This window comes from Vibrio sinensis, assembly GCF_003605645.1.
GTDB lineage: Bacteria > Pseudomonadota > Gammaproteobacteria > Enterobacterales > Vibrionaceae > Vibrio > Vibrio sinensis.
The window spans coordinates 39949-59470 of record NZ_QVMU01000019.1 but is presented as its reverse complement, the minus strand read 5'-3'; the positions used below and the strand labels follow the sequence as shown (position 1 = coordinate 59470).

The following is a 19522-nucleotide window of genomic DNA, read 5'->3' as shown; positions in this document are numbered from 1 at the left end:
CCTCAATTTATTCACCAAAATGGGCCACCAATTGACTGCCTTTGCGTTCACAGCCTTTGTACATCCGCCATGCCGTCCAGGCGTAATCGTCATTTTCTGAGCGCAGCTCGGCATAGGGGTCAGTAGTGGTAGTACTGTCTTCAAACTCTGGCCATGGATAGGCATCGTCTTGTTGATGCGGGTAAATCATCTGAAAAAACGTGTCGTCGTTACCGGCTTCCACTCCATCTGGCGGCCAGTAACCCGCCCGTTTTTTCGCAACCAACGGTTGATAAAGGCGACTTTCTCCCTCGCGAGTCACTAGGTGCATGGCACGAAATGCCGCCAGTGCAGCGGCTTTAAAGGGGTGAGGCTGCAACGCAAAGCCACCACGTGGGAACACATTGCCAAAGTTTCCTAACGAATCGCTCATGGGGTTCCAAGTGTCTAAAGTGAACAGATCTGGCAGGTTGTACCGCCAGCCAAGTGGATCAAGGCTTGAGAGGTAATACGGCATCATGGCTGTCGCTGGGCTTTCCATAAAGTAGCCCAGCGAACCAAGCAGGCCATAAATAGAGTCGATCCCGGGATGACCAATCACATCCACATTGTTAAATGCCGCCGTTGGGTTATCTAAGCCTTGAACGCTGCGAGTCATGCTCTTACCACCGGACTCCGATAAGGGATTAGCTGGCGAGAGCCATTGCAGCTCAGACCAGGGACTGTGTCCGGTTTCAAGATAGCTCACCACTACCGCATCAGGTAGGCGGTGTTTGACCTTGATGGAGGTATCTGTTGAGCATCCCAATGGTGTACAGGTCATCCATAAACAAGTGCCAATGACTTGATAATCCAAACATTCTGGACACGCACTGCTGGCTAAAACCTCAAGAGTGTTAAACCCTGAGCTGGCGTTTGTCGGCTCATTTTGCGCCGCAAAAGTGGGGGTAGCCATTACTGTGGTGATTAAGGTTAAAAGTGACACTATGCGGCTCATCGTTCCCCCCGATAATCCATGCGGGCCTGTTCAATTTGCTTGGCTTTAAGCAGTGCGGCATCAAGTTCGCTAATGCCGTGCTCTTGCATCAAATCACGGCGTTTTTTCTTAGCTTTGCCATCGGTCTCACCCAAAGCCAGATACAGAGCCGGTGGCACGATGCGAAAACGCGCCATTAAGGTGTCATTACGACCGGTGACAACGCCCTCTTTAAACTTGTTGTCCTCTGCGCTCATTGAGCGGATGAGATCTTTTTCTGCTGGACGCAATTTTTTAAACGCTTCCAAGTTGGTGAGTTCATCTTCTGGCATGTTGAGCATCATCCACCATTCAGCGTTATTGAGCATTTTTCGTGCAATTGCCGGGAAGTCAGCAAGATCTTGAGTGGCCAGCCAGAACCATGCTTGAAGTTTTCGCCACATTTTGACTATTTTCACCGCGTATGGCGCCAATAGTGGGTTGGTGGCAATCAAATGCGCTTCATCGGTTAATGCGACGATATGACGTCCGCTGTATTGGTCGCGCTCAGCAATGGCGTTAATACGGTTAATTAGCGAGATATACGCCGCCGCCATTTGCGCTTCATAGCCATTTTTAGCGTATAGACCTAAGTCAATGATGGTGACATCAGCTTCTGGCCAATGCTCGGCTTCTTGGTCGAAGATTTGTCCCTCTAAGCCCTCACAGAAAAAACTCAACGCTTCTGCCATAAGACGGGCGCGTTCACGCCTTGCTTCGGGTCGCTGTTCATCCTGGCTAAAAGCTATCAATTGCGCTTTGATGTGGCTGGGTCTAACAGTGTAGTCTTTTTGATGGGCGAGTTCGGCTGCGGCTTTAATCGCATCACGCACCATCGCAGAATCGGCGCGGCGATAGTCCGCCAGTTCGTTCTCTTCGCCTCCGGTTATCATCAGCCTTGCCATGATTTCCAACTCACCTAAAATGTCACGCTGCTCGTCATCGTCACTGTCGTTATCGTTGAGGTGCTCAATGTCTAGTGATTCATCGCTACACACATGTGCTATCTCTTGACCAACCAGATGTTTCGCATCAGCAAACGGCGCTAAAATACCTTTGGATTTTCCGCTCAGTTGGACGCGATTAACACGCAGTCCCATACGTTCGCAGTAAGCGCCTAACAGACCAAAACTGTTGCCAGCTTCAATGACAAACAATCGAGGACGATGAGTGGCCAGTAAACGAAGACAAATGCCAACCAAGGTGGCCGATTTTCCTGAGCCTGATGGACCAAAGAGGTTTAAGTGGGCATTGGAGAGGAAGTCATTGAGCGGATCAAAGCCAAACAGCTCACCACCACGATTAAAGTAATGCAGTGCATCACTCCCGGTCCCTGTTGAGCGCCCAAAAAGGGGGGACAATGCCAGCATTTCTTCCAGCCAAACCCAGCCGCAATACCAAAATTGTTCATCAAACTCAGGATGGTAGTTCATCGGCAACCAGCGCAAGAAGCTGTCAAGAGGCGCCGCTTGGTCACTGTTTTTAATGAAACGCAACGAAAGATTGGCCCCATTAAACGTCGCGCGAAGACTGTCAGTGTGTGCTTCCATCTCTTCGATGGAATCCGCTTGTAGATAAAACGCCAACTGGCCGCGCCATAAAGGGTGATGCTCAAGATGGGTATCAAAATCATCGCAGCTCTGACGCAGAGAATTCAATTCTGTCTCTTCACCCACTGCCGCTTTTTGAATGTGCTTAATGCGTTCACGCGCTTTGGCTTTGGTCTGAGGCAATAGCGTCATGGAGAGCATGGTACCAGGAGGGAGATCGTCAAACACCACACTTTGAGGGCGTGGGGTCTCACCCTCTTCGGGGACAACCTCACCAAAGACTGCACCAGCTAAAAAAGCGTCGTTGTCCCATGTGTCGAGCTCCATGACACGATTGGCAACAGGCTTATCGCCATCGAACCACCAAATGCCATTTTCTGCATCAGAACGAACCCCACTGCGAAGCAAACGTTCAGAGAAATCTTGGTCAATCATTGAACGGGAAGCGCGATAGCGTAGCGTCTCCCCTCGAATACCTGATGGGTTAAAAAATGGGCTGAGCCATTCAAACGCGGCTTGTCCTGAGCACGCCGCAATGCCAATGCCTTGGTCCAGTAAGGCGTTGGGGCTTAACAGGCGTCGCCGCAAACTTTTAAGTTGAGCACGGTTTTTATCCAGCTCGGCTGGCGTGCTTTTTTCTGGCATCCAACGGTAAATAGCCAATCGCACCTGACGTTCACGCGCGCGCCAAGGGCGGCTGTTGACGGCAAAAATCCCCTGCTCACGGCCGATGATGTCAAAGTGGCGTTGGTCTTCTTTCAATACCGCTTGAGTAAAGGCATCGTTCACTCTCGCTTGCTGGCATAAACGCTCATAGACAGAGCCAAAACTATCAATATCACGAGCAAAGAGTTGCACTATCCACGGGTTTTCATCATCGCAAAGCGCAGTGAGGGTATGCGCAACATGACGTACGATAGCGTTCAGTTGTGTCTGAGTTTTGTCCTCAGTCGGCAAGGGCGTAATGGTAAAGAACAAGCCTAAAGAGCGTGCATCTTCGAGTTGCACCAATCCTTGCTCACCCACTTCTATCCAGGGCAGTTGCGAAGCAAAAGACGGGGGGACACTGTAGCTCAGTGGTTCAACGCCATGCTCCACACCCTCATTAAAAAAGGCACTCACTTTGTTTTTCATGCGCTTAAGCATCACCAGGCCTCCCTAGGAAGAATGGCCGGCGCCTCAGCCGGCGTTGCGTAATGCACTCGCTCATATAAAGGAAAAACCGTGCTGTAGCCTGGGACGGGAAGATTGCCGACGCGATGTGGCAAGATATACATCACCACATCAGGATTGGGCAGACGTGGAAATAGGTTGAGGGTTTCTCGCCAGCTGTCACGGGTGTAATCACTCTGACGCGCCGCTAGAGTTTGGGGGGTGAGTGGACGTTTAAGCGCTCCCAGCGCTTGATACTCACTCATTTCGCCTTGCATGGTCTCTTGCCAAACTTGTTCAACATTGGTGTCAGGTTGTGGCAGAACCGCCTCTTGCGAGGTTGAACACCCGGTTAACCCCGCGTTGACAGTCAGTAGTGTCATTAATAAACGTTTACGGCAGCGCATAAGAGGCCCCTTGTGATGAAGTTTGGTAACGCACACGGTAAGGTACTTCGGGTACCGAGAGCGTGATAGGTTGACGAAGATGGATCGCGGCTTTGATGCCCGGCTCGACATAGATAATGTCAAAACTTGAGCCCATGCGAGATTGAATAAAGTCGGAGACGGTGCCAGTCAATGCCGCTGCAGACTCACCTGCAGCATTTTTCATCGCACTGCCAGTGAGCGCAGAAGTACTGGTTCCCCCATCAACGGAAATGGTTTGTTGCGCGGTAGCAGCGGCTTTGGCCGCAGCGGTGGCGGCATCCAATAATCCTTTGGTGGTGAGGTATTGCGGTGCATTTGAAATGCGAATGCCGCTCAAACATGGATTGCCATTTTGGTCAGCGAGATAACCCAAATCTTGGGTTTGGACACGGCTTCCATCAAAATCAGAGGTAATTGCGCCCTCGACTTCTGGATAAGATAAAATCGTGCCATCGGTGCGAATAAAATCAATGGACTCAACGGCGCCACGTACACACGATAAGCTCCAATCGCCGGTCACAGTGCCGGTGACAATCGCCCCTTGTACCTCGGGTAAGGTAAAGCCATTCGCCAGTAAGTTTTTCGCTCCGATGACCATTGAAAATGGATAAGGACTGGTGACTTGCCCATTGACAGGGATACGACCCATCAGCGCCGTAAGAGAGGTGGCATTGCTGAGTACGGCACCACGATGCAAGGTGTAAATTGGTGTGCTTTGAGTCACATTGGTATCAAATGGCACCTCCATCTCAGACATGGTCGTTGCTTGTGTGGTCCCACTTTGCATTAATGGCGTGATCCAATGGTCAGTGTCGTCTTTTTTTGCATCCAATGGATCTATCCAGATGAGTGTTGATGATGAGGTGGTGGTATTTGATGGCGTTACTTGTTGTGAACCATCATCCAATCTATCCTCTCGCCCCGAAGCGATGCCCAATTGCTCCAGCTCTGGCGCGCTCACGGCAACGTCTTGTTGACGTTCTTTTAAGTTTGATAAATTACTGGCCAGTTTTTGTTCAATAAGCTCAAGTTGCTGATTAAAGCGCTGACTCATGGCTTCGATTTGTGCGGCATTGTCACTTTTTTGTGCATCCAGAGACGCTTGTGTCCGCTCAAGATCGGCGTCCATCTTTTTTTTGTCTTTTTGGTTTTGTGTCAAACTGGCGGTTAAGGTGCGAAGCGTGTCTTCAGGAGTATCACCAATTGCACCGAGCGTGGTCATGGACGAGTTCGAGGTTTCAACCACCACCGATTCAGCTTCTGTCTCCCCCTCTTTTTGCGCTGTTTTTGCTAGAGATGCCATGAAGACAAGCCCAGTCATGACCGCGGCCGCCAAGGCAGAATAAGCGATAAAAGAATTACGTTTAACCACGATGCCCCCCCACTGGAAGTAAGTGTTGACGAAGGGGGCCTGGTGTCACGATAAACGCCGTAGAACTCGCGCTTTCACTGCCAGTCGCCGCTATCTCAGGGTAAACAAAGCTCACCATGCAAGCGCGTGTTATGCACGCACCGCCCAACGCCACTTGTCGCGGGTCGAGTTCTTGTACGCGTTGACTGAGGTTTTTCACCTCAATTGCAGTCACAACCTCTTCACCCAGTTTCCAGGCCGCAATTGGTGTCGCCTCGACAGCCCAATAAGGAAAGGCACTGGCCTGCAGATTATGGCTTAACCCCATCGGCATACGTGTGACCCCCGGCAGCAGCTCAATGGCGTGAGTTGGGCTGTATAAACTTTGCATGGCGTAACGGATCAGCAAAGCTTGTGGCGCCATCTTCAACGCTTGGCTTGCTGAGATCACCGGCTCGTCGTTTTTTTCTGCAGTGGCACCATGACTAAGAGGGGCGCCAATGTGTTTCGGTAACACCACATCCACAAGTGGTATGGTAGTCAATGATTCATCGGCGTGAACATCCAACAAAATGCGCATCCCATCAGAGAGACGTTCAACATGCAGACGTGAGCTCTCAAATGGACGATGGGCACTTAAGTAAATGCGTCCACCGAGTGAGGCGGTGCTTAATACCCCATTAAGATGCGCTGGGATCGCGATGCGTACGTCTTCTGCAAAGTTCACTATCAACTCTTTGCCTGGTGTCATGGTCAATGGGATCGGGATCCCCTCCCAATTCATGACGCGCTCCATGGCAAGAGCGGGAGCGGAACAAAGTACGGCCGCACACCCTATTAACGCTTTTGATAACGTCATTATTTAGACTCCTTAAATTCAATATTACGCGCAGGCCCATCAAAGCAATCAATAGCTAAGCCCCATGGATTGTTATTACGGTCAACGTCATAACGCACCACTTTCAATGGCCAACGAATGGCGCTGGACTTCACCTCAACCCCACCGACGTATTCACTCAGTTGTAAATCCGCTTGTACTGTCCAACTATCACGGCTGTGTTGCTCGACTCGCCATGCTTCAAAGCCATATCCTGGGATCTGAGACAAACTGCGTTCACGTCCCGATAACTCCCCTTTTAGGCGTTTTTGGTCATAGTCTTGACTTAAAATTTGGCGACATTGGGGAGTAAAGTAATAGCTATAGAGGTGCAGATTCTCTTGGTAATCTTCACTGCCATCCGCTACCCATCGGTTCACTTGTGTAAAAATACTGACGGCAAAGTCATAGACATTCGGTTTTGGCACCTCGGACCAAACACGTGAGGCGCCGGCACTGAGATCTGGCGGATTGTGGACGGTCAACTCACCACCGGCTTTGTTCCATCCCCAAAGCGCAAAAAGCGCCAATGCACTGACACTCATCAACGCCACGCGAAGTGAGCGGATATGGGCATCTCGCCCCGCCAGGGCGCTACGAAATCGACTGTGACTCATGCCGCCTCCTGCTGTAATGGGGCTCCAATGTACTGATAGCCAGGGAATTGGCATTGGGTGAAAATATCAAAGCGGGCATATTCACTGAAAAAACTCGCCATCATATCGATATCAATCATTCCCCAGCTTTCGGCTTCGGTGAGGCCCGTTGCTTTTTCAATGCGCACGCCTACCATGATGTAGTACTTGTGCTCGGAGCGCGTGTGGTACAAAAAATAGTCATACAGAGGGTCTTGGCTTTGCCCCATGAGCGCGCCATCAAAGTGCCAATCTCGGCCACAGTTATCGGCTGCCATCAGTACCACGGGTTGAAAGTCCATTTGCTCGGTATTGAAAGGGAAATTACTCATCGTCCCCCTCCTCATCGGCTATCTCATTACCGATGATTTGAATATGAGCAAGGCCCGCTTTTTTCATGAGAGCCGCGGCGTATTGGCGGCCCATACGAAAATGAGGCTGACAGGCGTCGCGGTTTCTAAATATCTGCACATCGCATTGACGTGGTCGGTAACCGGCAATATTGGCCCCTCGGACGGTTTGGACATACACCCACTGCCCGTCGGTCGCTTCATAAAGCTCAATACGCACGCTGTCACCGCGATAGTTTTCGCCGTAATCTTTGTCTTCGCTTAAGTACAACTCGTCGTACTCGGCATAAGCACGAAGCCAACCGCGAAGTAAAATTGCGCCAGCATCGGTAGGTGTAATTTCAATGTTTAATGGCGCGATATCAGCGGCCACGTTGTCAGTCGTGTTCATTTTCTTCTCCTAGGTGCGTCGAGTCGCAAAGCGGCGACTTTGTGTGATGTAGTGTTTTGCATTGATCCAGCAGTCAAACTTTTTTTGTAAATAGTATTGACAGTGATGCGCCTTGATACGTGTGAGTGGCGCCATCAAACCTTTAGGCAATATCGCCATGCTCAGTACGCCCAGTAACAGACCGCTCACAAATGCCATCCACCATCCTGTTATGAAGGCCACAAAAAGCCCTATCACGCCAAGAATCAAGGTGTTGACGATAGTGAGTACGCCAATCTCGCCCAGCGAAAGTCCTTTGTAAAAAGGGGGCATTACATTTAAACAAGCGGTACTTTTCATCGTGCTATTTCTCCAAAACACCCAAGCCAAAGTTCAGACCCCAAATGGAAAACAGCAGCAAGACGGCCCCGATGACGCCATCACTTAATAAGTCTTGTTTGGTGGCCTGTTTTTCTCGGGTTTTTTTATACATGTCCCACATATGCCCCATGAAGTAGATGGCGCAAAAGGCGATAAAAATAGAGCCACCAATCAGTAAAATGTCGTAGGCAAAATAGAGCACCATGGTCAGGATGTTATCGCTCTGTCCTTGTGAGGGATCTTGGTTTTGTGGGATTTTCGCGTGCGCTTTCGCGCCCATAGCAAGAAAAAATACCGCAAAGCATCGGTTTAATAATGGGAAATGAATTATGTTATTCATGAGGTAATTCCGTAAAAAAGAAAAAACTGAAGGATAAGGAAGATGAAAAGCGCTCGAAAAATCATGCGCCTAAATACTTCTTTGGTGACTTTGCTGTTACGCATCCCTTTGAATCCGCTCCAGGCTGTCCAGATAACCCACGCGAGCAAGCCGACAAACGCGACAGAGCCAAGCACCATCGCCAGCGAATTTGGGGTGTATCCGGCGCCATGGGTAAAGGCATCGAGTGAGCGACCCGGATCGATTTCTACGCTCATGGCATCGCCCTTTGAACGTAGTCACCACCTAAAGGCGTGACAGGACGAGGCACAGCGCGATCTGGATGGAGGTAATCGTCGATCCCTGCTTGAATTTGGCGGATATCACTTTTTAAGGCACCATACTCAAATTGGCGTAGCGCACGATAATCCGCTTCACGTTCGGCACGCGCGATAAGGTAATCGAGCTTATCGAGGTGAGCTTGTATAAGAGCGAGCTCTTGCTTTTCGCTTTCAACGCTCGCGCTGGCGGGTAAACTTGCGAGGAGTGCAATACTAAGGAGAATGATGGTTTTCATCTTGGTTTCCTGAACTTAAAAATCGTCTGTTCAAGCTAGCAAAGAGAAGCTATAAAAATCTCAATTAGAAATGGGGAAAATAAAATATTTCTATTTAGTATTTATTTTGGAAATTGTGATATCCTTACGGTGACTTTGTTTTGATGTTGGTTTTACTTATGGTGGCAACAAAAAAGCCTCAACATCTTTCCCCCGAGAAGATGATGAGGCTTTAGGACTAACCACTGACGTTGTTATTGTTTGTATTGTAATGAGACGTCAGGGTAAGGATGGCAGACCGCATATTTAAATCAATGTGCGTCTTTACCTTTGTGATGGGCTATAGATATTTCTTGTAACTGGCGAGGCTTTGTTGCACTAATAAACCCGTAGCAATGATACCGGGGATCAACATAAGTGAGGGCGATATCGCAACGATACCCGGAACGAACAGCCATAAATAACTGCAACCGAGTACGACCCAAGGTAACGATTTATGCGCATAATAATGAACCGTTTCGGTCTCTCTCGCCACAAACGCGATACGTCGTTGTCTCGCTACTAACCCATCAAATGCCCCAAGAAACATAGCCATTAAAAAAAGCGGGTAGGCAAACACCAACAGTGCAATACGCACCATCAGTGCTAACGTGACATAGACAGCGCCGTGCCAAAACGGGGTAACAAAGGCAAATGTGCCACGAAAGTTTAATGCAAGCATCTCGCTAAAGTGCAGCATGATCGCGGATATCCATGGTAATAATCGATTTAGTATCCCTGGGTAATCAGCTTGCAACGCGTCAAGTTGTAAAAGTAAGGTGGTTTTGGCGTGAGTACCGACCTCGTTTCCCCATAGACCGCCCAACCATTCAAATAAAATCAGCACGATCCAAATGCCTATCAAGTGACCAAGTGCGGCAAAGGGCCATTGATACCAACGAAGAGGTTCATCGCGTGGGGACGGTGTTTTCGATGACTCTTGATGCTTCATTATCGATTCTCCTGACCAAACAATGTATCAAGTTCTTCTTCTGAGAAAGCACTCTTTGCGTTTGCAATACAACGGTCAAACCACTGTGTTTCATTCAGCCACTCATTAGTATCTTTGACCGCTTGTGTCTTTTCCATCATGCCATCAACCAGTATTTGTACGCTATCGGGTAACGCTTCGTCGCCAACACTGCTGGGCAGTGGAAAACGCAATTTCCAATATTTTGCCCCCTCTAATTCCGCATACGCTTGCCCGATAGGCAAGTTAGTAATGTCGTTATCATTGATAAGCAGCACCTCTTTATTTTGTAACGTATCTTTATTGGTCGAGCGAAAGCCAGTATCACTACCCGGGTTATCCGTCGCACCTGTATCGGGAATAATGTCCTTGATGGTGACTGTCGCCATTCGTGAGGTGAGGATTTGCGCGGTTTTTTGCTCGCGCACGCGAAGGCAAATTAAACTGTTGAAGTTGCCTTTTGTTTGTGCCGCTTTTGCAGCAGAGCCAAGGCGTGCTTCGATATCTGATTCAGTCTGTGTGTACGCGGTGACCACAAACTTAGCCCCCCTGGCTTTGTTTAAAATGGGGATAAATTCATCGCCTATCAGTTCATTAAATTCATCCGCGTGTATCATGATGTTACGTGGTTTAAATTGACCAAAACCGGGCGCATTACCAAATTTGTAAATCTCACCAGCCAGTGAGCATAAATCCGCAAACATCGAGTTACCAAAAGCGGCGGCGACAGTGGTATCTGAAAGCGCATCAAGGCCAACGTAGACAATACCGCCTTGCATAATGACTTCTCGCCAATCGATAACCGGTCGTTCATCCGCTGGCGTATGTCTTGGTGAGATGATTTCAGCGGTTTTCCCAGTACCGAGCTTTTCCAGCAATGGCAACAAGGACGCGACGATTTTGTCAAAATAAGTCTTATCGTATTGGATAGCACTGCGAAGTCCGGCGAGCACGTCATCATTAATGGGGTATTGACCAAAATACATTTCAAGGGCAACGACTCGTTTTGAGCGTCCTTGTAAATGGCGTGGTGTGTTTTTGTCATTCACATTGCTTTCAAAAGCCGCGACTAAATCAACCGCTTTGGGGTGATAATCAGGCAATTTTTTAATGCAATAACTCACGTATAGCTCATCAATGGCCGTGACGTAACGTTGTATTGAAGCCATATCCGGTTTTCGACCCAGCGCATCCAACGCTCTGGCGATAATGTTGACAAATCGCCAGGCAAACTGTTTAAATGCCGCACTGTTACCACCGCCATCAAGTTGCCCCGCAACCCGTGTTGCCACTTCGGTAATTCGGCCAAAGCGACCCACGGGGGAATATCGCCCACTTTGGTCAGGATAGCCAAGATGTACGATATAAAACTCATCTTCTCGACCGGCGCGCAGCGCTTCGATGTACATACGCATCAGCATATCGGCGTCGCCTTTTGGGTCAAACATAAACACCACATCACCACGACGAATATCTTGAGTAACAATCAGCTCAGCAAGGCGTGTCTTACCTACCCCTGTCGTGCCAAGCACCAATGTATGACCAGCTCTCGCGCTCATTGGCAGTAGGCAGTCGGTTTCATCCTCGATCCCAACCCCGTGCATTCGTGTATCACCGCCAACCGGTGGTAAGGGTTTAACCGGATTTAAGCCATTTAAAAAGAGATTCATCAGGGCGTAGAATCGGCCTGCTTTTTTTACCACCGGGGCGCCCGTCCAAAAACGCTCAATCCACTGCCCCTCATATTTTGCTTCCATTTTTCGTGCAAAAACATAGAGCTTTGAGGGCGTCACATACCGTTCTGCCCAGATTTGTCTTGAGTCGTAGAGTCTTTGTGCGTGACGTGGTAATACGAGAAAACCTTTCCCAAGGAATAGCTTGTTCTTGTAAACCGGTATATCCAGTGAAGACATTGCCCAAAAAGGGAGTTGCAACAAGCCTTTCTGATACGCCAGTACGTCCAACCCTTGCTTAAAGCGAACCATTAAACAATAAAACAACAACCCGGTGACCACAACACGCCACCAAAATGGTAATAAAAAGAGCTCAGGTAATACCCACAGCATCACAATCGCTAGGCCAAACATGACCGAGCTTAATAACTCTTCGGCTGGGCGTAACAGCCCCTCGGCATATCCGTAACTACTCACTTGTGCTCTCTCTTTTCAATATATCACCCACAATTGTTTGCTTTTATCGTTATGCACCCAATTAATTGGGTTGCTTTGACGCCTGACACTTTAGTTTTTCCTCTATCCATTCGATACGTTTTCGGGTTTGATGTGGCTTTGGGTCAAAGAGTCGTCTTGGTTTGGCTTTTTCACTGAGCCATTTTTGGTCAAAAGGGGTTTTATGCATTTCTCTCTCCTTGCTCGTTGTTTGCGCCTTGTTGAATTAGGCGGATCAAGGCCACTTCCGGGCGTACCCCCTCTTTGGCCGATAACGCAGAAACGGCCAACACTAAAGGGGTTAATTCTCTATTCGCAATCGCATGATGCGAAGCTGACAGCACTTGATGTACGTCGGCATTGCTAAGGGAAATCATAGACATTGTTTTCTCCATATGATGGGGCTCCTCATTGTTTGATTTTTTGGTTTTCAATCAATACGGGGTAATGGGTTAAACCAAACGCTCTCGCAAAATCTTTACCAGGAACCGGGTACATGGTGAGTCCATAACTATTCATACGAGCTAATCCCGCTTCGGATTTAACATTGACAACAATTCCCACAGCATGGATTGATTTAAGATACACTTTTCGAGCGTTTAACCATCGATGTGATAATTCATCATCACCAACAATAAACAGCGGCATCCCGATATGTGTTGGTGCTGATGAGGTTGTTACTTTGCCAGGTGTTAATTCAGCGGTGAGCACCGGCAGCATTAAGCTCATTGGATTGCTAGCATAAGCTTGAACACTGCCCATGAATCCGCATAACACGATGATGGGGAGGAAAGAATTAAATTTTGCCATCACATTAGGTCCTTAATGTTGAAGTTGAGTTAATTGGGCGACAAATCGCTGTTCATAACGACGAGCAATTTGCCCGCCTGCGGGGCGGTGAAAATAGCCAGCGGCTTTTACCCAGTTTCCGTGTTGCGCATTACCCTCGCGGAGCAATCGTGCCGCATGATGTAAATTTGCTGCGGGTTCGAAGACGGTGCATGGCGAATCAAATTGATTTTTTTGCCAACGCCAGTTGATCTGGGTAAGGCCGATATCGATAATTTCGGTATGGCGTAAAAACCCCAATAGAGCCTGGCAAGCAGTCGCTTTATCTTGGTAATAATAAGGGACACCTTTGACATTGAGTGTCCATGGCCACGGTCGGATTAACCCGTTTTTTAATCGAGTTTGGCTTTCACCCAACGCAAGGGCGTACAACACCTTAGGCGGCACCTCCCATTGCTGCGCAATGGATTGATACAGCGGAGGTACGGCTCCTGCTGTGGTGCTACCCATCAATAAGATGATGGTAAGGCAATAACGGACCATACACCCTCTTGCTCAAACGCCGCGACCGGCGTTGATTGTCCTTTGGCTAAATTGAACCACAAGCCACGCTGATCATGATTTAAAGTAATAAACCGTTCACTGACATCGGATTGCCTAACCCCTGCCAGACTTGCCCATTGACGAAGCGTAAAATCATTGCCTTTACTGTCCACCATGAATACATCCACTTTGACCCCACGAGTTCGCCACGCTTTCAGCACATCAATGCAAGGTTCACAGTTTGCGGTGACGAAAAGAGAGACACGCTCAGGTAAGCTTTGGCCGATAGGGGTCAATGTTGGATAAAGGGCTTGCCATGCATGACGGTAGGCTTTGTCGAGAGCCAATAGACCATCAATTCGTTTTTTATCAATGACAACAAGGCGCTGCGCATAACGACGACGCTCTTCATCAGTGCGAGCAAATTGACCGAGGATCACTAAGGGATTTTGGTCAATTAATCCATAAGCTTCCGGTTTATTGATGAGTGCTTGATAGCGCGACCACTCGTTGTCGGACAGTTGCCAATCTTGGGCTGAGAATGACTCTTTAATAATCTCATTGTTCACGGTGACAACGTCATCGGCCATCACGGAGCTGGTAACGATAAGGGCTAACAACCAAATTGTTCTCATGAGCGTACCTCTAATTCGATGCGATCTGTGGCTTTTTGTAATTCCACTCTGCCTGGTTCAACTTTGATCAAGCGCCAACTTAGGTAGGATTGGCCCTCTTGAATGGCATGTAATTGCGATAAATGTGTTGCACCGGGCTTACCGACGATCGCTAGATAGGTTAAGCCTCGTTTTTGAACGTCATACAGTTCAAATGGGGCGGTTAAGAGCGCCTTAGGTTGGCGGGTGCTGACGGCTTTACGCGGCTCATTGATGACGCTGCGCGTTGGCCTCGCTTGTGCTTTGTTTAATTTTGCGGTTAATCGGGTTTCCAATGTTTCAAGATTATGTGTCATGTCATCTCTTAATCGCGCATCAAGGTTTGATAACGCGCCCTCATGACTCTGTTGACGATTTGCCAGGCCGCTATAACGTTGATCAAGAGAAGTGAATTCGGCTTCTAGATTTAATAGCTTATTGGATATCACATTAAGTGCCGCGGTTTGTGTTGCCGCACTCTCTAAAAGAACTTGATTGATTTTTTGCTCGACGGCATCTAAATCAGTTTGCTCAATTGGTGGACGCAGTTGTTCATAAGCAAGCAATACACCTACTGTGATGGTGGCGCTCCAAAGGGTTAATACCGCGCACTTAATGGCCGTTTTTGCATAGGGGTTCACGAGTCTCTCCTAAAGACAGAATTTCGTTAATGACGCTAGCAGAAAACCATAGTGAAAATCTCAATTAGAAATATTTTATTTTCCCCCTCTCTAATTGAGATTATTTGAAAATACCGTGGTATAATTTCGCTGGGATTGCTATATAGACTGGCATGGCAAGCAGCTAGCGCCGCTTCGTGTTATTCCACCCAAGTTCGAAATCGTAAGCTTACAATTTATCTCTCGCATGTTTGCGGATTAAGAAGATTGGCTATGCTTGAAGGTGATTATATAGCGAACATAAAAAAGGACGCCACTGGCGCCCTATAAGAAGTTGACATCAGTTAATATTACTGATTGACGGCATCTTTAAACGTTTTTCCAGCTTTGAACGACGGTAATTTACTCGCAGCTATCTTAACCGTTTCACCGGTACGTGGGTTTCGGCCATCACGCGCAGCACGTGCTGAAATTTTAAAAGTACCAAAACCCATTAATGCAACCTCATCCCCATTTGCGAGTGATTCAGTAATACCATTCAATATGGCATCTAGAGCTCTTCCTGCATCGATTTTTGTCAGTTCAGCGGTTTCAGCAATGTGCGCTACTAATTCAGTTTTATTCATTATTTTTTCCATAAGAGAAAGTGGCTGGATTGAGCTCACTTTTAATTAATGATGCTATCCGTTTAAAATACTTATCACAGCGGAGTTCGGAAAGCGTCGCCATTTTACGCGTTAGCGTAGGTATTTTTGTGACGTCGAATACCAAAACCGATTAGAGCCACAATGGATATCATCCCTAACGAACCACCAGAGTCACCGCCCATTGGTGGGCTCACACCAGGAATACTTGGCTCTAGCGGAGTGGCAGGGATAGGTTTATTAATGGTAATAAATGCCGTGTTGGTTAAATGTAATTTACCCTCACTACCATCACTTTCGATAACGTAAGTACATTTTGAGTAGGGTTCAATATTATCGCTATCACTCATGCTTACACAGGTACTTTCTTCTCTAATCAAGGTGACGTTCTCACCCCAAGCCATGTCACTTACTCGTCCTGAGATTGGATGATGCAGAGATTGAATGGTAATGGTTGCCTTACCTTTTGTATCGAACAGCGTTGGGTAGTGCCAGTTATTAACCTGTTCAAGTAGCCAGTCGCTCGCGTAGTGTAAGTTGGTGCCGTAGGTTTCTCTTCGTCCGGTTGTGTATGGTTTGCTGCCTTTATGAATAGCAATGATTTCATTATTACTATTGATCCATGCACTGCCTGAATCACCACCAGTGGTGTGTGAGGCTGTGGTGACGTTTGCGTTGATTTGATAGTTAGGAGATGGACTACATTCCGGGCAATCGCTTAAATCAGTTTGTGTAAAATTGGCTCGATTAAGATCTTTTGGCGTTCCACCAAATCCACTGATGGTCATGGTTTGATTGTGAACGAGGACATCACGGCGTAGGTCTTTAAAAAAGCGAATGGTGTAGTAATCGGCTTGTTGAGGCAGCGAATACAACGCAATGTCATGACCTCTAGACGTATCACCTAAATTTTCGTAACTAGGGTTAAGTGTGATATTGGCGGGTAGTAATGTCATTTGGCTGTTATTAGAAAAATGTACAGTATCAATTTGATCGATGCCTTCGGTCACTTCACCACAATGTGCAGCAGTTAATACCTGGGTGCCAGCGATGAGTGTTCCGGTGCAGTATTTATAATAGTTTGGGTTGTTGTTATCGATAAGAACGGTACCATCCTCTTGTGCCCAATCCAATGGAGTACCGTTTAACACTGCCAATGAACTGAATGACATCAAACTTAATGTGCTTAACAATAATGTTTTTTTCATATATTTTACTGCCTTAATGCTTTAGTTAGATCATCAATCATGCACTGAACGGAGTAATCAGACCCAGAGCCTTTTAATGCTCTGTCAATTGCTGATTTAGATGGGTTAGTGCCTTTAGAATTTAAAATTAATCGCTCTGCCTTACGAACACTGCCTGCTTTTTTGACCAGTTCAGAGAGCTGGTTAGTACGTTCTTGTGATGCCATTATCTTTGCCGTTTTAATTTTGGTTTCAGCACTATAACCTCAACCTTTGAATATATTATATGTCCCATTATGGGATGGCGCAATAATAAGTTATTCAAAGAGGTTGTTATGTGAGATAGGTCATATTGCGTACTGTTTAATTGTAAAGGGGCGAAGTCGCCCCTTATTGATGCACTGGTTAGACGCCAGTCCATTGGTAGGTGATGGGGTTTGCTATGCCGCGACACCCCCAAGCGTGAGTGACCGCTGAATAGGTAGCTCGGATTGAATATTGTGTATTGGCTCTTAACCCACTCATCGATCCAGCAGTGCTTGGATTGGCACTATTACGACGCTGACCACCATCGTTTTCTGTGCCGTATGAGTCGGGAGATTGAACGGTACCATGAGGCGTGTTGATGATCAGCCTCACTCGGCACACACCATAAGTGGTTGGATAATCACCATTAACACTCCAACTGACTTTGCCTGACGGGCCTGTTTTGACGGTGAAGTAACCACCGTTGCTCACTTTGCCTGCCCCCGTCTCTGCACTGCCGCTTGATGGGGAGGGATTAACCTCATAAGGACCTAGCCCCGACGTGTTGGGGTTGTATAGTGCATCCAACTCATCTTCGTAAGCTTGATTGGAATTAAGGGCGTCTTCATAAGAGATTCGAGCTGTTGCGTAACTGCTCAGCAGCAGTGTCACTAATATTATTGGGGTTGTTTTCAGCATATACATTCCTTTTATTTACATTGAGTGATAGCAAGGATCTCACCATCGTTTGATATTGCGAATTCACCTGTTTCGTTATTTTCGACTCGAACTTCTAATCCTACCTCCCAATGAGTAGTGGTCTCAGTGTCGATGAATGGCTTTTGGCTCCCCGTAAGAGTGTATCGATTACTAACATTTATATAACCTAATGCTAGCCATATTCGTGGCTCTGTACCTGTAGGGCAGGACGGCTTTTTCAACCATTCTCCGTGCTTTAGGGTTGTGGTTTCACTGAGACCGCGGCTGACGATTTTTTGTGTACTGTCTGAGTTCAAAATCGTCACGTCTTTGGTGTTAACAATGGCGTGATTACCGCCCACATCCCAATCATTGGTCAAATGCACGGAGCCATCTTTGCGTAAGAACTCGTCATACATGATGCTTTTCGTCAATGGTCTTAGGTTGATTTGAATGTCCCCATTAGTTCGAAGCTGTGCCTCTGGTATTGCCAGTAATGGCAACCCCCATCGTGCGCGAGGTCCGTCGTCCGGCAATGTACTGGTCGGGATCACAAGGTAAACCTTGTTTGTTGGCCCCATAACTTGTTCAAGCGTGAGTTTTTGAGTGGTGAATGGAACCGTATCTGGGCGCACACATGCCCCAGCAGCTTCATTCAACGGTCCACACAACTCTTTAAACGCACCGCCATAATCAAGCATCAGCGCATCAAATGAAGCGGGCCAACTGTCCATAAACTCAGGAAAAAACGGGTTACTCGAAAAACCTTCCTGAGACGTTTTATGGTATTGATAGAGCTGCATTTGCACTATGGTGCTTTTTAAACTCGCCACGTACTCATCCACTTGCTTTTTCTGGTAATAACGAATCCCCATTGGAATTAGGATTAACAAAATAACGGTGGTGAGACTGAGTGCCAGCAGCACATCCAATAAGCCATAGCCACCTTGCTTACGTTTTCTTGGCATATCAGCCCTCTCTTGGGGGAACAAAGCACCCCGTTGCAAAATCAAAATGAGTCTCATCAAACTCATAACGAACGAATGGCACGGTTCGATGAATCGTCAACGAACGCGTATCTGGCTCAAATCGCCATGAACTACCAAGGCTTTGTGCGGCGCTTTTTAGTTTTTCCGCATCATGGTCAGAATCCGCGGTTAGCGTCAGCGACAACTTGGCTATTTCCCCGTATCCAAGCGTGAAATATGATGTCGTGATAGTCCATGGATAGCGCCCTTCAAAATCATTTGGCAGCCATTGGTTATCCATCAAAAAAGCGAGGCTCGTGTCCGCTGGATTTCGGATGCAACCCCCATTGGCAATGGTGTAAAACATGTTTTGTTCCATCGCTTCAAACACGGGAGCTTGAACTGCTTTAACCTTATAAGAAGTCATCCAGCGTTCCGGCTCTAGGATGCTGACGGACAACGCCGTCAGCCCTGCTGTGATGGAAGCGGCTAAAATCAGGCTTCCTATATGCATTACATGGTCACCGTAATTGTATTGCCGGAAACGGTGAGCGTGCTGCAGCCTGCCGCTTGGGTGCAGTTACCAGCGGCAAGGGCGGCGAGAGAGTCGGCCAATGCATCGATGTATTGCGTATCGACATTGGTAACGCCGACTTTGACGCGAGCCAAGTTTGAGGTGTCCGGCTCAAGGGTGTAGTTACCACCGTATTGGTTTGTCCCTACCCCATTACGTGCATCGCCACAGATTTTCATTGATACCGCGTTACGACGTTCGTCACACACTTTGGCCATATTAACGCCCGTATGATTAATGATTTTTACACTCTCAGCTCCTGCTTTGATGGATGTCACCGCGGTGACTGTCTGAGTGCGGTTTGCATAGGCTGAGCCTGTGACATAAAGCTGCACCACTCCCGCTAAGAACAGCGCGGCAAGCGCTGACCACAGTAAGAAGTCCATCAATGTGGCGCCTTTCTGCTGACGACTACGTGGGTTTTTTGGGTACGTTTTGATCGTTTTCATAAGTCAGTTC

General features: G+C 47.7%; 27 protein-coding genes. All 27 read right to left on the bottom strand.

The genetic code is table 11. From position 1 onward, the window contains the following. Nucleotides 1-7: 7 nt before the first annotated feature. Entirely contained in the window at nucleotides 8-976 is a 969-nt protein-coding gene (locus DZ860_RS16935; protein WP_120033670.1) for a TIGR03756 family integrating conjugative element protein, read from the bottom strand. After that, nucleotides 973-3690: a conjugative transfer ATPase gene (locus DZ860_RS16930; RefSeq protein ID WP_120033668.1), complete on the bottom strand. Its 2718-nt coding sequence runs from the start codon at nucleotides 3688-3690 to the stop codon at nucleotides 973-975. The genes DZ860_RS16935 and DZ860_RS16930 overlap by 4 nt, the downstream gene beginning before the upstream one ends. Further along, complete coding sequence (locus DZ860_RS16925) at nucleotides 3690-4103, bottom strand: TIGR03751 family conjugal transfer lipoprotein (protein ID WP_120033667.1); 414 nt, start codon at nucleotides 4101-4103, stop codon at nucleotides 3690-3692. The genes DZ860_RS16930 and DZ860_RS16925 overlap by 1 nt, the downstream gene beginning before the upstream one ends. Continuing rightward, entirely contained in the window at nucleotides 4090-5496 is a 1407-nt protein-coding gene (locus DZ860_RS16920; protein WP_120033665.1) for a TIGR03752 family integrating conjugative element protein, read from the bottom strand. Before DZ860_RS16920 ends, DZ860_RS16925 begins: the two co-directional genes overlap by 14 nt. Next, nucleotides 5489-6334 carry a TIGR03749 family integrating conjugative element protein gene (locus DZ860_RS16915; protein WP_120033663.1) on the bottom strand — a complete coding sequence of 282 codons (846 nt, stop codon included), beginning with the start codon at nucleotides 6332-6334 and terminating at the stop codon, nucleotides 5489-5491. The genes DZ860_RS16920 and DZ860_RS16915 overlap by 8 nt, the downstream gene beginning before the upstream one ends. Then, nucleotides 6334-6969 (bottom strand): PFL_4703 family integrating conjugative element protein, encoded by a 636-nt coding sequence (locus DZ860_RS16910; protein WP_120033662.1) that lies wholly within the window; start codon nucleotides 6967-6969, stop codon nucleotides 6334-6336. Before DZ860_RS16910 ends, DZ860_RS16915 begins: the two co-directional genes overlap by 1 nt. After that, nucleotides 6966-7319 carry a hypothetical protein gene (locus DZ860_RS16905; RefSeq protein ID WP_120033660.1) on the bottom strand — a complete coding sequence of 118 codons (354 nt, stop codon included), beginning with the start codon at nucleotides 7317-7319 and terminating at the stop codon, nucleotides 6966-6968. The genes DZ860_RS16910 and DZ860_RS16905 overlap by 4 nt, the downstream gene beginning before the upstream one ends. Further along, on the bottom strand, nucleotides 7312-7728 hold the full coding sequence (locus DZ860_RS16900) for a hypothetical protein (RefSeq protein ID WP_120033658.1): 417 nt from the start codon (nucleotides 7726-7728) through the stop codon (nucleotides 7312-7314). The genes DZ860_RS16905 and DZ860_RS16900 overlap by 8 nt, the downstream gene beginning before the upstream one ends. Nucleotides 7729-7737: 9 nt before the next feature. Further along, nucleotides 7738-8067 carry a DUF3487 family protein gene (locus DZ860_RS16895; protein ID WP_120033656.1) on the bottom strand — a complete coding sequence of 110 codons (330 nt, stop codon included), beginning with the start codon at nucleotides 8065-8067 and terminating at the stop codon, nucleotides 7738-7740. 4 nt (nucleotides 8068-8071) lie between these two features. Then, nucleotides 8072-8428, bottom strand: a complete 357-nt coding sequence (locus DZ860_RS16890) for a TIGR03745 family integrating conjugative element membrane protein (protein WP_120033654.1) — start codon at nucleotides 8426-8428, stop codon at nucleotides 8072-8074. Then, a complete protein-coding gene (locus tag DZ860_RS16885; protein WP_120033652.1) occupies nucleotides 8425-8685 on the bottom strand; it encodes a TIGR03758 family integrating conjugative element protein in 261 nt (86 codons plus the stop codon). Before DZ860_RS16885 ends, DZ860_RS16890 begins: the two co-directional genes overlap by 4 nt. Beyond that, entirely contained in the window at nucleotides 8682-8984 is a 303-nt protein-coding gene (locus DZ860_RS16880; protein ID WP_120033650.1) for an integrative conjugative element protein, RAQPRD family, read from the bottom strand. The genes DZ860_RS16885 and DZ860_RS16880 overlap by 4 nt, the downstream gene beginning before the upstream one ends. A 319-nt stretch (nucleotides 8985-9303) precedes the next feature. Beyond that, a complete protein-coding gene (locus tag DZ860_RS16875) occupies nucleotides 9304-9954 on the bottom strand; it encodes an IncC plasmid conjugative DNA transfer DtrJ family protein (RefSeq protein WP_120033648.1) in 651 nt (216 codons plus the stop codon). Next, nucleotides 9954-12122, bottom strand: a complete 2169-nt coding sequence (gene traD, locus DZ860_RS16870) for a type IV conjugative transfer system coupling protein TraD (protein WP_120033646.1) — start codon at nucleotides 12120-12122, stop codon at nucleotides 9954-9956. The genes DZ860_RS16875 and traD overlap by 1 nt, the downstream gene beginning before the upstream one ends. 61 nt (nucleotides 12123-12183) lie before the next feature. Beyond that, nucleotides 12184-12330, bottom strand: coding sequence for a hypothetical protein (locus DZ860_RS24455; protein WP_165862924.1), 147 nt, complete (start codon nucleotides 12328-12330; stop codon nucleotides 12184-12186). Next, nucleotides 12323-12523, bottom strand: coding sequence for a hypothetical protein (locus tag DZ860_RS16865; protein ID WP_120033644.1), 201 nt, complete (start codon nucleotides 12521-12523; stop codon nucleotides 12323-12325). The genes DZ860_RS24455 and DZ860_RS16865 overlap by 8 nt, the downstream gene beginning before the upstream one ends. Before the next feature lie 25 nt (nucleotides 12524-12548). Further along, the gene (locus DZ860_RS16860; protein WP_120033643.1) at nucleotides 12549-12950 is read right to left on the bottom strand and encodes an integrating conjugative element protein; all 402 of its coding nucleotides are present in this window, start codon (nucleotides 12948-12950) and stop codon (nucleotides 12549-12551) included. Nucleotides 12951-12962: 12 nt separating this feature from the next. Further along, nucleotides 12963-13472 carry a lysozyme family protein gene (locus DZ860_RS16855; protein WP_120033641.1) on the bottom strand — a complete coding sequence of 170 codons (510 nt, stop codon included), beginning with the start codon at nucleotides 13470-13472 and terminating at the stop codon, nucleotides 12963-12965. Then, nucleotides 13439-14107 carry a TIGR03759 family integrating conjugative element protein gene (locus DZ860_RS16850; protein ID WP_120033639.1) on the bottom strand — a complete coding sequence of 223 codons (669 nt, stop codon included), beginning with the start codon at nucleotides 14105-14107 and terminating at the stop codon, nucleotides 13439-13441. Before DZ860_RS16850 ends, DZ860_RS16855 begins: the two co-directional genes overlap by 34 nt. Beyond that, a complete protein-coding gene (locus DZ860_RS16845) occupies nucleotides 14104-14766 on the bottom strand; it encodes a hypothetical protein (RefSeq protein WP_120033637.1) in 663 nt (220 codons plus the stop codon). The genes DZ860_RS16850 and DZ860_RS16845 overlap by 4 nt, the downstream gene beginning before the upstream one ends. A 329-nt stretch (nucleotides 14767-15095) precedes the next feature. Beyond that, nucleotides 15096-15371, bottom strand: a complete 276-nt coding sequence (gene hbs, locus DZ860_RS16840; RefSeq protein WP_120033636.1) for a non-specific DNA-binding protein Hbs — start codon at nucleotides 15369-15371, stop codon at nucleotides 15096-15098. Between the two features lie 104 nt (nucleotides 15372-15475). Then, nucleotides 15476-16597 carry a trypsin-like serine protease gene (locus DZ860_RS16835; RefSeq protein ID WP_120033634.1) on the bottom strand — a complete coding sequence of 374 codons (1122 nt, stop codon included), beginning with the start codon at nucleotides 16595-16597 and terminating at the stop codon, nucleotides 15476-15478. Nucleotides 16598-16602: 5 nt separating this feature from the next. Continuing rightward, nucleotides 16603-16803: a hypothetical protein gene (locus DZ860_RS16830; RefSeq protein WP_120033632.1), complete on the bottom strand. Its 201-nt coding sequence runs from the start codon at nucleotides 16801-16803 to the stop codon at nucleotides 16603-16605. A 178-nt stretch (nucleotides 16804-16981) separates the two neighbouring features. Further along, nucleotides 16982-17521 carry a hypothetical protein gene (locus tag DZ860_RS16825; RefSeq protein ID WP_120033630.1) on the bottom strand — a complete coding sequence of 180 codons (540 nt, stop codon included), beginning with the start codon at nucleotides 17519-17521 and terminating at the stop codon, nucleotides 16982-16984. Nucleotides 17522-17532: 11 nt separating this feature from the next. Continuing rightward, nucleotides 17533-18489 carry a type II secretion system protein gene (locus DZ860_RS16820; RefSeq protein WP_120033628.1) on the bottom strand — a complete coding sequence of 319 codons (957 nt, stop codon included), beginning with the start codon at nucleotides 18487-18489 and terminating at the stop codon, nucleotides 17533-17535. 1 nt (nucleotide 18490) lies between these two features. After that, on the bottom strand, nucleotides 18491-19003 hold the full coding sequence (locus DZ860_RS16815) for a hypothetical protein (protein WP_120033626.1): 513 nt from the start codon (nucleotides 19001-19003) through the stop codon (nucleotides 18491-18493). Beyond that, a complete protein-coding gene (locus DZ860_RS16810; RefSeq protein ID WP_120033624.1) occupies nucleotides 19003-19512 on the bottom strand; it encodes a hypothetical protein in 510 nt (169 codons plus the stop codon). Before DZ860_RS16810 ends, DZ860_RS16815 begins: the two co-directional genes overlap by 1 nt. Nucleotides 19513-19522: the final 10 nt, after the last annotated feature.